The 12,489-nt window shown below is 35.1% G+C and carries 16 protein-coding genes; 4 read left to right on the top strand and 12 right to left on the bottom strand.

Going from position 1 to position 12,489, the window contains the following annotated elements:
* Nucleotides 1-12: 12 nt before the first annotated feature.
* From def to tig, 4 genes are read right to left on the bottom strand one after another with little or no spacing between them, the layout of a single operon-like run.
* Nucleotides 13-540, bottom strand: coding sequence for a peptide deformylase (gene def / locus BM227_RS04860; protein ID WP_092911738.1), 528 nt, complete (start codon nt 538-540; stop codon nt 13-15).
* Nucleotides 540-1,550: a GGDEF domain-containing protein gene (locus BM227_RS04855; protein WP_092911737.1), complete on the bottom strand. Its 1,011-nt coding sequence runs from the start codon at nt 1,548-1,550 to the stop codon at nt 540-542. The genes def and BM227_RS04855 overlap by 1 nt, the downstream gene beginning before the upstream one ends.
* A gap of 10 nt (nt 1,551-1,560) precedes the next feature.
* A complete protein-coding gene (gene clpP / locus BM227_RS04850) occupies nt 1,561-2,148 on the bottom strand; it encodes an ATP-dependent Clp endopeptidase proteolytic subunit ClpP (protein WP_092911735.1) in 588 nt (195 codons plus the stop codon).
* The gene (tig, locus tag BM227_RS04845) at nt 2,145-3,479 is read right to left on the bottom strand and encodes a trigger factor (protein ID WP_092911733.1); all 1,335 of its coding nucleotides are present in this window, start codon (nt 3,477-3,479) and stop codon (nt 2,145-2,147) included. Before tig ends, clpP begins: the two co-directional genes overlap by 4 nt.
* Before the next feature lie 141 nt (nt 3,480-3,620).
* On the opposite strand from tig, the gene folE reads away from it, so the two are divergent.
* Nucleotides 3,621-4,205 carry a GTP cyclohydrolase I FolE gene (gene folE / locus BM227_RS04840; RefSeq protein WP_092911732.1) on the top strand — a complete coding sequence of 195 codons (585 nt, stop codon included), beginning with the start codon at nt 3,621-3,623 and terminating at the stop codon, nt 4,203-4,205.
* Nucleotides 4,205-5,503 carry a flagellar protein export ATPase FliI gene (gene fliI, locus BM227_RS04835; protein WP_092911730.1) on the top strand — a complete coding sequence of 433 codons (1,299 nt, stop codon included), beginning with the start codon at nt 4,205-4,207 and terminating at the stop codon, nt 5,501-5,503. The genes folE and fliI overlap by 1 nt, the downstream gene beginning before the upstream one ends.
* A 12-nt stretch (nt 5,504-5,515) precedes the next feature.
* Here fliI and BM227_RS04830 read toward each other — a convergent pair whose 3' ends face one another.
* Genes BM227_RS04830 through BM227_RS04820 form a run of 3 tightly spaced genes read right to left on the bottom strand, consistent with a single transcriptional unit; the run spans nt 5,516 to nt 6,381 of the window.
* Nucleotides 5,516-5,722: a hypothetical protein gene (locus tag BM227_RS04830; protein ID WP_092911728.1), complete on the bottom strand. Its 207-nt coding sequence runs from the start codon at nt 5,720-5,722 to the stop codon at nt 5,516-5,518.
* A gap of 4 nt (nt 5,723-5,726) precedes the next feature.
* Nucleotides 5,727-5,999 (bottom strand): flagellar basal body rod C-terminal domain-containing protein, encoded by a 273-nt coding sequence (locus tag BM227_RS04825; RefSeq protein WP_092911726.1) that lies wholly within the window; start codon nt 5,997-5,999, stop codon nt 5,727-5,729.
* Between the two features lie 7 nt (nt 6,000-6,006).
* The gene (locus BM227_RS04820) at nt 6,007-6,381 is read right to left on the bottom strand and encodes an HIT family protein (protein WP_092911724.1); all 375 of its coding nucleotides are present in this window, start codon (nt 6,379-6,381) and stop codon (nt 6,007-6,009) included.
* A 37-nt stretch (nt 6,382-6,418) separates the two neighbouring features.
* Between BM227_RS04820 and BM227_RS04815 the strand changes: the two genes are divergently transcribed.
* Both BM227_RS04815 and BM227_RS04810 read left to right on the top strand, forming a co-directional pair.
* Nucleotides 6,419-7,642, top strand: a complete 1,224-nt coding sequence (locus BM227_RS04815) for a PAS domain-containing sensor histidine kinase (RefSeq protein ID WP_092911722.1) — start codon at nt 6,419-6,421, stop codon at nt 7,640-7,642.
* The gene (locus BM227_RS04810) at nt 7,642-8,331 is read left to right on the top strand and encodes a response regulator transcription factor (RefSeq protein ID WP_177201993.1); all 690 of its coding nucleotides are present in this window, start codon (nt 7,642-7,644) and stop codon (nt 8,329-8,331) included. Before BM227_RS04815 ends, BM227_RS04810 begins: the two co-directional genes overlap by 1 nt.
* A 10-nt stretch (nt 8,332-8,341) precedes the next feature.
* Here BM227_RS04810 and BM227_RS04805 read toward each other — a convergent pair whose 3' ends face one another.
* The 5 genes from BM227_RS04805 to BM227_RS04790 form a co-directional block, all read right to left on the bottom strand.
* The gene (locus tag BM227_RS04805) at nt 8,342-9,016 is read right to left on the bottom strand and encodes an anaerobic ribonucleoside-triphosphate reductase activating protein (protein WP_092911721.1); all 675 of its coding nucleotides are present in this window, start codon (nt 9,014-9,016) and stop codon (nt 8,342-8,344) included.
* Nucleotides 9,006-9,161: an anaerobic ribonucleoside-triphosphate reductase gene (nrdD, locus tag BM227_RS13155; RefSeq protein ID WP_143089690.1), complete on the bottom strand. Its 156-nt coding sequence runs from the start codon at nt 9,159-9,161 to the stop codon at nt 9,006-9,008. Before nrdD ends, BM227_RS04805 begins: the two co-directional genes overlap by 11 nt.
* Nucleotides 9,151-11,265, bottom strand: coding sequence for a ribonucleoside triphosphate reductase (locus BM227_RS04800; RefSeq protein ID WP_092911804.1), 2,115 nt, complete (start codon nt 11,263-11,265; stop codon nt 9,151-9,153). Before BM227_RS04800 ends, nrdD begins: the two co-directional genes overlap by 11 nt.
* A gap of 256 nt (nt 11,266-11,521) precedes the next feature.
* A complete protein-coding gene (locus BM227_RS04795; protein ID WP_092911719.1) occupies nt 11,522-11,971 on the bottom strand; it encodes a hypothetical protein in 450 nt (149 codons plus the stop codon).
* Nucleotides 11,968-12,432, bottom strand: coding sequence for a heme-binding domain-containing protein (locus tag BM227_RS04790; RefSeq protein ID WP_092911717.1), 465 nt, complete (start codon nt 12,430-12,432; stop codon nt 11,968-11,970). The genes BM227_RS04795 and BM227_RS04790 overlap by 4 nt, the downstream gene beginning before the upstream one ends.
* Between the last annotated feature and the right edge of the window lie 57 nt (nt 12,433-12,489).

The raw sequence follows: 12,489 nt of genomic DNA, 5'->3' as shown, positions 1-12,489 counted from the left end.
TTATTTTGCATACTATTTACTGCTTTTTTGTAACTCTTTTTGCTTCTTCTTCCACTCTTTTTCAAACTTTTTTCTCTTTAAAAAAGATAGTTTTTCTATAAAAAGATGTCCATCCAAATGATCCATCTCATGCTGAAATGCAATAGCAAGCAATCCATCAGCTTCTATCTCTTGTCGTTCTCCATGTCTATTATAAAACTCTACCCGTATCCATTCAGCTCGCTCTACATCATCATAATAGTCTGGTACACTCAAACACCCTTCAGTGTATGTTGTAGAACCTCTCTTTTCCAAAATAACAGGGTTTATAACTTCCAAAAGGTTTTCAGGATACTGATTTCCCTCTTCATCAGGCAAGTTAATCAATAAAACTCTTAATGGAACCCCTATTTGAATAGCAGCTAAACCTATTCCATTACCAGCTAGCATTGTCTCATTCATATCATCAAGTAATAGGTGTAATTCATTATTAAAATCAACAACCTCTTTACTTCTTTGCTTTAACCGCTTATCTGGATAGACAACGATTTTACGAACCATTAAGCCTCCTCGTCTTGAGGACAAATACCATATGGCATATTGTTTTTCTCACCAAGTGCAATGGCATCAAGAGCACACACTAAAGTTACTTCTAAAGTTCTTTCCAAATCTATACGTGCAATTCCTATATTGACATCTAAATTGATTTCGTTATCTCCAACAAAAAAGTTTGTATTGTTAACAAGATCCTTTAGTCTCTCTGCTGCTCTTTTTGCATTTTGAACAGAAGTATGACGCATCAAAATAGTGAAAACTTCATCATCATAAACTGCAACCAAGTCACTCCGTCGTGAAGTTTTTAAAAGGAGTCTAGCTACAGTACGCAAAATCATTTGCCTGACTTTTTGGCTCTCAATTTTTTTAAGAAGCTTTTCACTAACTCGTACCATCATAATACTACTTTCATGATGGAACTCTTTTATTAGCTTAGCTTCTTGTTCAACCTTACGGATAAAATATTTCTTTTTATATACACCAAATCTACTATCATATATTGCAAGTTCTTGAACTTCATAAACAAGTTCACTTGTTGCCTCATAAGTTGCTTTAATTGTTTTAGACTCTTTTTTGATTATCTCATTCATAGATTGCATATCTTTTTCAAGAGTATCAAGAAGAGTCATTATGCCAGCTTTATCGGCAACTGCCTTTAATTCATAACGTCGTTTATCTATGAGTGCTACTAGATGACGAAGATTTTTATAAATTAAATTTATGAGTTGCATGAACTTTTTAATATTAACAAATGCATCTTTAAGATGCTGTTCCATCATTGTTTGCTGTTCATGCTCTCCTGTATCTTCTAACTCTAGTATTTTTAAAATCCGTTTTCTGAATTCAGGCGATTTACTTTCAAGCATTTTGTCAAAATATGCATCAAAGTTTGAAGGTGTCGGAGGCACATTTTGACGTACCATCTCATTCATAACTTCTTGAGCATACAGCTCTAACTCGCTTGTTGGCTCTTCTAATCCTTGTGCTTTTGGTTGACGGATTTTATTTACACTCATAGCTTACTCTTTACTTAAAACTTCGTGTCAGTACTTCATCTATCAGACCGTACTCCTTAGCCTCTTCGGCACTCATAAAAAAATCTCGCTCCGTATCTTTTTCTATTGTACGGACTGTTTTTCCTGTTCTATCAGCCATTATTTTATTAAGATATTTTTTCAGACGTAAAATCTCTTTTGCCTGAATCTCAATATCTGTAGCTTGTCCCTGAGCTCCACCAAGTGGTTGATGTATCATAATACGTGAACTTGGAAGAGCATACCGTTTTCCAGCAGTACCACAGGTAAGAAGAAATGCACCCATAGATGCTGCTTGTCCTATGCATATTGTGACAATATCAGGTTTAATATAGTTCATTGTATCGTAAATACTAAAACCACTTGTAATAACACCACCTGGAGAGTTTATGTAAAGATAGATATCTTTATCTGGATCTTCAGCTTCCAAAAATAGAAGCTGTGCCACGATCGACGATGCTACAGCATCGTTGATCTCTCCACTAAGCATAATGATGCGATCTTTAAGAAGTCTAGAGTAGATATCGTAAGATCGCTCACCCCGTCCGCTCTTTTCGATTACAAATGGTACGTAACTCATGCTTCTTCTTTTTCTGTATTCTCTTCTTTATCTTTACTTTTTTCATTTTTATCATTAAGAAGTTTTGTCAACAGTCTATCTTCTATCATTGCCATTTTGATTGCAGGTAGAAGATTCTGTTTTTTATAATATTCAAGTGTTTGTTGTGGATCTTGCCCCATGCTCATTGCTTCATAAAAAATTGTCTGCATCATCTCTTGATCATTAACCTCAACACCCTCTTTTTTAGCTAATGCATCAACTATGAAAGTAGCTTTTACACTCTTTGCAGCATCTGCACGAAGCTCTTCACGAAGCTCATTTACTTTCTCTTCATTTTCACGAAGTTCAGCAATCTCTTCTTCATTCATTTGCTGTACTTTATTTCGAAGAGCTAATTCTACTTCTTGTGAAACAACACTCTCTGGCAAATCAAACTCAAATTTTTCAACCAATGCTTCTACAAGCTTAGGTTTAAGCTCATCATTATAGAGCTTAGTCATTTTTTCACTTCTAATTTGCTCTTTTACCTCTTTTTCAAGTTTTTCAAGAGTGCCATTTTCATCTCCAAGAAGTTTCTTGGCAAGCTCATCATCTATTTCAACATCTTTTTTTGCTTTAATGTCATGTAGTTTAATCTTGAATTCCACCTCTTTACCAGCAAGATCTTTGTTGCGGTAATCTTCTGGGAAAGTAACTTTAATACTCTTTTCTTCTCCCTTTTTCATTCCAACCATTTGCTCTTCAAAGCCTGGAATGAATTGTCCGCTACCTATACGCAATTCAAAGTTTTCTGCTTTACCACCTTCAAATGGCTCACCATCAAGGAATCCTTCAAAATCGAAAACAGCTAAGTCACCATTTTCTAATCCACGATCTTCTTCAATAGACTCAAATGGTGCTTGTGCTTCAGCCAACTCTTGAATGCGCTCTTCTACCTCTTTTTTTGTAACACGAGGTGTTTTAACTTCAGGAACTATATCGCTAATATCTTCAATCTCTATTTCTGGCTTAAGGCTAAGCTTCAACTCTACTTCAATTGCTTCTTCACCACGGTCAAACTTTGTTACAGCTGGCTCTCCAATGATTTTTTCAGCATCAAGCTCCAACTCTTTAGATGCTGTATTGAGTACTTCACGAAGAGCTTCAGCTTCAGCATCCTGAACTAGACGATCGCCAAGGCGTTTTTTTACAACAGATACTGGTGCTTTTCCAGGACGGAATCCGTCAATTTTCATCTGTTTTGCAGCTTGCTTGGCAATTTTGTCTACCCTACCATCAATGTCATTTTTAGCAATAGTTGCTTCGATAACCACATTCGCATTATCGATCTTCTTAGCAGTCACTTCCATAAACATTCAACCTTTTTAAAAAATTAGTGGCATTATTTTACCCAAAAGTTACTTTATAAGTCTACTACCATAAATATAGGGACTTTTTTACCCAAAAAAAGTTATACTATTAAAAGTCTAAATTTGAAAAGAGAGCAATACATGTCCATTGAAAAAGCTAAAAAATTTGAAGAAGCTATAACAACGATTCTTGAACTTATAGGTGAAGATCCAAACAGAGAAGGACTGAAAAAAACACCTCATCGAGTATATAAAGCTTTTGAGCACCTTTGCGAAGGGTATAAAATGGATCCTAAAAAGGTACTCAATGATGCCCTTTTTGAAAGCAGCAACGATGAGATGGTTCTTGTTCGTGATATTGAGTTTTACTCTATGTGCGAACACCATATGCTGCCAATTATAGGACGAGTACATGTTGCTTATATTCCAGATGGCAAAGTAGTTGGTCTAAGTAAAATTCCCCGAATGGTAAATATATATGCAAGACGCTTGCAGATTCAAGAGCAGATGACAGAACAGATTGCTGATGCTATTTTGGAAACTATTCAGCCAAAGGGGGTTGGTGTTATTGTTGAAGCACGTCATATGTGTATGGAGATGCGTGGAGTTGAAAAGATAAACTCTACAACGGTTAGTTCAGCACTTAGGGGACTCTTCAAGAGTGATGCAAAGACTCGAGAAGAGTTTATGAGTATGGTAAATGCACCTCTTCGTCCACGTTACTAATGCCACTCAAATCTATTAGAAAACGAATTAAAAATACCAGTCTCTCCCCTACATACGGGGTTGTTAAGAGTATTAATGCAAATGCCATTATTGCTACTGGACTAAAAGTTAGTATTGGTCAAAGTGTAACTATTGTTACCGGTGATGAGAGACGGCTTGGTATGGTAACTTCACTGGGAGCAGACAGTTTTACCATAACACCGTTTGGTTTTGTAGAGGGTATGCAGGTTGGCGATAAAGTACTTTTAAATCGAAGAAGTCTTGATATTCCTGTTGGTGACAATCTGCTTGGTCGTGTAGTTGATCCATTTATGAACCCGATTGATGGTAAGGGAGCAATCTATTTAGATGAGTATGAACCTATTATGAAAGCTCCTATGGATGTTATGAAACGAGGGCTTATTGATGAGCATTTCAGTGTTGGAGTAAAGAGTATTGATGGATTACTAACTTGTGGTAAAGGACAAAAACTTGGTATATTTGCTGGAAGCGGTGTTGGAAAATCTACGTTAATGGGAATGCTTGTAAGGGGTAGTGAAGCAACAATAAAAGTAGTTGCACTAATAGGTGAACGAGGACGTGAAGTACCTGAATTTATAGCAAAAAACTTAGGCAATGACTTAACAAATACTGTAATAGTAGTAGCAACCAGTGATGATAGCGCTCTAATGAGAAAATATGGTGCCTTCAGTGCTATGAGTGTAGCAGAATACTTTAAGCGAAAAGGGCATGATGTACTTTTTATGATGGATTCTGTAACACGTTTTGCTATGGCACAACGTGAAATTGGACTTGCCCTTGGAGAACCACCAACATCAAAAGGTTACCCTCCATCTTCACTTACACTTCTTCCACAATTGATGGAGAGAGCAGGAAAAGAGGAGGGTCAAGGATCTATTACAGCATTTTTTACTGTTCTTGTAGAAGGAGATGATTTAAGCGATCCTATTGCTGATCAAAGCCGAAGTATTTTAGATGGTCATATTGTACTTAGTAGAGAGTTTACAGATAAAGGTATCTACCCGCCTGTAAATATTCTATCATCAGCTTCTCGTGTTATGGGAGATGTTGCAACTCCTGATCACTTAGCTGCTGCTCAAAAATTTAGACAGCTTTTGGCACTTTTAAAAGAGAATGAGATGCTTGTTCGTATTGGAGCATACCAAAAAGGCACAGACCCAGAACTTGATGCAGCATTAGAGAGAAAAGAGGCTATGGAAAACTTTTTAAGGCAAAGTGCAACCCAAAGTATCACTTTTGAAGAGACTGTCTCTCTTCTAAAAAAGGTTGTCAGCTAATTTTTTTAATTTTTAAGCTTTAATATCTATATTTTGCCCCATACCAGTCAGTTGAGCCACCTGCTTAGACTGCTCTTGAGTATTTTGAGTAGGTGCATTTACACTCGAAGAAGATAAAATAGACATAATGTCTCTCTCTTGAACATCCAATGCTTTTTTTATAACTCCAACATTGTCACTTAGCATAACACTGCTGTTACTCACGTTTAAATTTGTCATAATATTACCCTTTCATATCGAGCAGTGTGCCCAACATCTCATCATATGTCTTAATGACACTTGCCTGTGCTTCAAATCCATCAGCAACAACAATCTGATCTGTCATCTCTTTTGCAAGATCAGTAGGCTTGCCTGTTGATTCACTTACAGGAACAGGACCCTCTTCTATAACTGTACGGTTTGCATCAAACGATTCAGTATTAATATTTGCAACATTATTTGCACTTTGATTCATCCACGATTGATACGCTAACATTGAGTTTACATTTACTTGCATACGGCTATTATACCAAATTCTCTATTTTTTCAATTAAATATTTTTCAAAATCAACTTTATCTTCATCTTTAAATATATAGGTCCCTTTACGCTCTATTTTTCCCCACATAGGCTCAGGGAAAAAACTATCTGTTGAAAATCTTGCCATTATATGTATATGTACCTGAGGAACATAGTTGCCAAATGATGCAAGATTTATCTTATCTGGTTTAAACTTTTCACGTAAAGCTGTCTCTACTGTTTCACTAAGCTTCCAAAGTTTCAAACGCAATGTTTTTGGCATATCAGTAATCTCTTTGTACTTCTCTTTAACAAAAATTTTGATCCATGGTACTTCACTCTCTTCCCACTCTATCATAAAATCTTTATCTTCATAAATCACAAGCTTTTCCTACTGTTTAAATTGTTATAATATTAGCATGTTTAAACAGTACAAAGAAGCTATTGAAAGCTCTAACATCGTTTCAAAAACCGACATAAACGGAATTATTACTTTTGTGAATGATGAGTTTTGCAAGATTTCCGGCTACAGTCGTGAAGAGTTAATAGGTCAAAACCACAATATTGTACGCCATCCTGATGTGCCAAAAACAAAATTCAAAAAACTTTGGGATACGATTCTGGCAAAAAAAACATATAAATCTACTGTTAAAAATAGAGCTAAAAATGGCAGTACTTTTTATGTAAATACTACTATTGTTCCCATTTTAAATAAAGATGGAGAGATAGAAGAGTTTATAGCTATTAGGTATGATGTTACTCATGAAGTAGAACTTAAAAAAGCTTTGGAAAAAAAAGAGCGTGAACTAGAGATACTGAATAAAACCCTTGAAGAGCGTGTAAAGATGCAAACACAAAAACTTTACAATCTCAATAAGCATCTTGAAGAGCGTATTCAAGAAGAGGTGAAAAAAAATGAAGAGAAACAAAAGATGCTCTTTTTGCAATCACGTATGGCAAGCCTTGGTCAAATGATGGCAAACATTGCGCATCAGTGGCGACAGCCACTTACTGAACTTGCTTTAACACTCTTTACAATGAAGAGAGCTGCCCACAAGAGTGATCTTAAAGAATTTGATGCCATCTACAACGATGCAAAAGCAATGATTCAAAATATGTCACAAACAATTGAAAACTTCATAAACTTTTTTAAGCCTGATAAACCCAAAATTCCTTTTCCAGTCATTCAAAGTATAGATGAAGCATTGCAAATTTTAAAAAAATCTTTCCAAAAAGATTATATTGATATAAATAAATATATTAATGGAAATCCTTATGTATTAGGGATTAGCAATGAACTTTCACAGGTTATAATAAATATTTTACAAAATGCAAAAGATGCATTTTTGCAACATGACTGTAAAGAAAAAAAGATAAAAATAAAAGTAGAAGAAGATAGCAATAATGTTTATATTATTATTGAAGATAGTGCCGGAGGTATTGACAATAGCGTTATAGAACGAATTTTTGAACCATATTTCACAACAAAACATGCATCAAAAGGGACTGGACTGGGGCTTTTTATGTCAAAATTAATTATTGAAAAGAGCTTTGAAGGAACAATTGAAGTATCTAATACAGAAGAAGGGGCTTGCTTTACAATTATTCTTCCACTATATACCGGTTCTACAAAGGAAACATAATGAGACAGTGCTACTCAACATTATCGAAACTAAAAGTGCTTCTTGTAGAAGATGAAAATAGACTTGCAGAACTCCTTAAGTCAGCAATTGGAGACTATTTTTCAAAGTTTGAAATTGCATATGACGGTATTTCAGGATTGAAGTATTTCAGAAAACTAAAACCAGATATTGTCATTACAGATATTACTATGCCTAAAATGACAGGTCTTGAACTGGCAGAAAAAATTAAAAAAGAGCAGCCTGAAACTCCTATCATCATTTTAAGTGCCTACAGTGATAAAGAGAAGCTTTTGGGAGCAATTGATGTTGGTGTAGTAAAATATTTTATTAAACCATTTGATCCTGAAGATCTTCTTGACTATCTCTGTATATTAGCAGATACAATAAAACAAAAAAACCATATTAAATTAAAGGCACCCTTTACATACGATTTACAGAGCAAACAACTTTTTAAAAAAGGGATTTTAGTACATTTAAGCAATAGAGAAAGAGAGTTTATATTTCAACTTTTAAATAGTCCAAACTATACTCTTTCAAATGATAGTATTAAAAAAACTCTTTGGCCAGAAGAAGATGCAAGTGATGAACGCTTACGAACTTTTATAAGAAGAATCAGACAAAAAAGCGATAAAGAGTTAATCAAAAATGTATCTGGACAAGGTTATGTTTTAAATATGGAAGATGAATAAAAAAATATTATTAACGCCATTTAGTTGGTAAAATATTAGAAAGTTTTGTTCTATCAAAATCAACTGCTGACTCTCCAATATCACCTATATTATTCTCAGTTTTTATAAAACTTTGAAGATAGTAAGTACCTTTATATCCATAAGATTTTAAATCTTCCATCATTTTGTTTATATCTTCTGGTTGCAGTAAATCTGGATGTACTGTTGTTCTAACCTCAAAATTAAAATTTTTTCTTATTAAGAAACTTAATGTTTCAGAAAATTTATTAAATCTACTTGAACCAGTTATATAACCAAACTTTCCATTTCTTGCTTTAAAATCAAGAGCTATATAATCTACAAGCTCCATCTCAACAAGCTCTTTAACACGATCGGGATTAAGTCCATTTGTATCAAGCTTGATTGAAAACCCCATACTTTTAATCTCTTTGCATAATGGAGCAAGATTATGCAAAGTCGGCTCTCCACCGCTTAACACAACGCCATCAAGCAAATTAACCCTTTTTTTCAAAAAAGCAAAAAGATCATTACTTGTATACTCACCAGCTTGTGAAAAAACTATATCACTGTTATAGCAGTAGATACAGCGCATATTGCATCCACAAAACCATACAATTGCTGCAAGTTTATCTGGATAGTCAATATGCGTAAATGGTGTAATATCGTAAATGATTTTATCGTTCAATGAATTTTTTCCTTTGGCGATGTTCACCTTTTTTACCAATATTAAAGCTCTCTACCGGCCTATGATAACCCATAACTCGTGTATAAACAATACACTTAGTACGTTTAGACTCCAACTCTTTTAATATATCTTCTCTATGATGCATCTTTTACCTCCTCATATTGAGCTAATAACTCTTCATCACATTTTGGACAATACTCATGTTCTCCTGGTATATATCCATGCTTTGGACAGACAGAAAAGAGAGGTGTCACAGTAATGTAAGGCAATCTAAAGTTGGTAATAACCTTTTTAACTAGATTGCGACATGCTTCTGCAGAGCTTATTCGCTCTCTCATATAGAGATGCAATACTGTTCCACCTGTATATTTACACTGCAATTCATCTTGCAATTCAAGAGCTTCAAAAGGATCTTCAGTCCAATCAACAGGAATTTGAGAAGAGTTAGTGTAGTAGATATATTCTCCTTCACCTGCTTGAATGATATCTGGATACCGTTTTTTATCTTCTTTGGCAAAGCGGTAGGTTGTTCCTTCTGCAGGAGTTGCTTCCAAGTTATATAAATTACCTGTCTTTTCCTGATAAAACTTTAGTTTTTCACGCATAAAATCTAAAACCTCAATAGCAAACTCTTGACCACTTTGTGTTGCTATATTGTCTTTATCGTTAGTAAAATTACGAATCATTTCATTCATACCATTAACACCAATAGTAGAAAAGTGGTTGTTAAACCCTGGCAAATATCGCTTTGTATAAGGAAACAATCCACGGTCATAAAGCTCTTTAATAAATACTCTCTTTTTCTCCAGCGTTGATGATGCCATATCCATAAGCTCTTCCAAACGAGCAAGAAGAGCCTTTTTATCTCCCTTATAGAGATAACCAAGACGTGCCATATTTATTGTAACAACACCTATACTGCCTGTCATCTCGGCACTTCCAAAAAGACCACCACCTCTTTTTAAAAGTTCACGCAGATCTAACTGAAGCCTGCAACACATACTTCTAACATGCCCTGGCTTGTATGCCTCTTCGTTGGGAATGAGATTGCCGTTTTCATCTTTAATATACTGACTTCCAATGAAGTTTTGAAAGTATGATGAGCCTATTTTTGCAGTATTTTCAAAAAGTATATCGGTATTCTCTCCATACCAGTCAAAATCTTCTGTAATATTGACAGTAGGAATAGGAAAGGTAAAAGGCTGACCTGTACTGTCACCCTCTGTCATTACCTCATAATAGGCACGATTGATGAGATTCATCTCTCTTTGAAAATGTTTATAGCACAACTCTTCAAGCGACTTAATAGAAGGATCACGCTCTTTTGCTATGCAAATTAGCTCTTCATCATCTACACCTTTAAAAAGATGCTGCTGATTTCGTGTTGGGATCTGATCTTGCAAATCTTTAGGAACTGTCCAGTCGATCGTTATATTTGTAAATGGAGATTGCCCCCATCTAGCAGGAACATTTAGGTTATAAATAAAACTGCGAATCGCTTTTTTTATCTCAGTATATTCAAGTTTATCTTTAAAAACATATGGAGCAAGGTATGTGTCAAACGAACTGAAAGCCTGTGCACCTGCCCACTCACTTTGCAAAATTCCCAAAAAATTTGCCATTTGTCCCAAAGCTTCTCTAAAATGGTTTGGAGGACGACTCTCAACACGCCCTCTTACACCATTAAACCCTTCATCAAGCAATACCCTTAAACTCCATCCGGCACAATAACCGCTTAGGCAATCTAAGTCGTGAATATGGTAGTCTCCATTTCTATGAGCATAACCTTCAGCTTTAGAGTAAACCTTGTCTAACCAATAGTTGGCAATTACTTTTCCTGCTGTATTGTTTATAAGTCCTGCATGAGAGTAGCCTGTATTTGAGTTTGCATTTATTCGCCAGTCACTTTTGCCTATATACTCTTCTATTGTTTCAGTCGAGCTTATAAAAGTTGTATCTTCTGTAAGCCCATAAACATGCTCTCTTTGCATTTTATGAGTATGACGATAGATCATAAAAGCACGCATAACTTCAAAATAACGAGCTTTAAAAAGCTCCTGTTCGATCATATCTTGAATATCTTCTACCGCAGCAATCCGTTTACTTTTCAAGCGCTCTAAAACATTAAAGAAAATGGTATTGTCATATTGTGTATTTTGGCTTTTAAAGGCTGCTTTTATAGCATCTTCTATTTTATAAGGGGCAAAAGGTTCTTTAGAGCCGTCACGTTTTAGTATCTCTTTTAGTATCATTTTATATATCTTTACGTTAATATCAATCACAAATTGAAGAGTGGAAGCCGAAGCCTAGGGAGGAAAGAGGAGAGGCTTCGGTCCCCACTCTTCTATGCAAGCTGTCAGGAGTAGGCACCAAACTGTTTTGGTACTGAAATAATATGCAAAAACGACTTGTCAAGCTATAAAAAAATTGCTCACAATTATGTCACTATAAGTCAACTATTATAGCTATGAGTGACATTACCGTGACAATCAAACGCTATATTATTTAAAGAAGATCTCGAATACCTACAGCATACCATACAATAATAAGATTAAATATAAAAATCATCATAGAGCTTCCACGAGAAATAAAGTTTTGCAGTGGTGTTCGCTCTACTGTATGGGTTTTAAATGCTATCACCATGTGAATAATTGTAAGTATGGTTAAAACAGCAACAAGTATGAGTTTTGTATTCATTAAATTTGCAAGTTCAGAATCAGACGCATGGACCATAACATCATATATTCCAAAATGAAAAAACATTGTTAAACCTGTTGCCCAAAGTAGAATCAACCAAAATGTTTCAAAATATCCATATATTGGACCTAAGTGAGCATAAACACTTTTTTGCGCCTCTTTATCTCTTAGCAATATACCCAATGCAAAAAGCAATAAAGAACCACCTACCCATGCTGTAGCAGAAAGTATATGTACATATAAGACAGCTTTAATCAATAAAGCCGCCTTTTTGGATTATTCATAACATCTTCAGGAGTTAAACCTGTCCAACTGCGAATAATCTCACGATCTTTTGCAGAGAGCTTTGCTTCCGGATGAGCCTTTACATACATACCAAGCGGCATTGCAAGCCCAACTGCTGTAAAAATCATCTCTTTTAATTTCTTTTTCTTCTCTTCATCATAACTCTCCCACTCACTGAAGTTGAGCCATTGACGACCAACATGAACATCTCGAGCAATAAACCATTTAATGGGAGCAATATTACTGTACCATGGCCATTTTGTTTCATTTGAGTGACAATCATAACAAGAGCGTTTAAAAACCTCTTTAACATCAGCCGGTGCTTTTATCTCCAATGCTGGGTCTGTTTTTGGATTGCTGCGCTCAACAGGAATAAGCTGCATTACAATAAAACCAATAACAAATATAACCCCAAGCGTTTTACCTACCGACATAAAGATCCCTCCCCAAATATAATTTGTATTATTATTTCATAAAATCTTGATATAATC

Origin of the sequence: Hydrogenimonas thermophila, from assembly GCF_900115615.1 — a bacterium.
Taxonomy (GTDB): domain Bacteria; phylum Campylobacterota; class Campylobacteria; order Campylobacterales; family Hydrogenimonadaceae; genus Hydrogenimonas; species Hydrogenimonas thermophila.
This window is presented reverse-complemented; position numbering and strand designations above follow the sequence as displayed.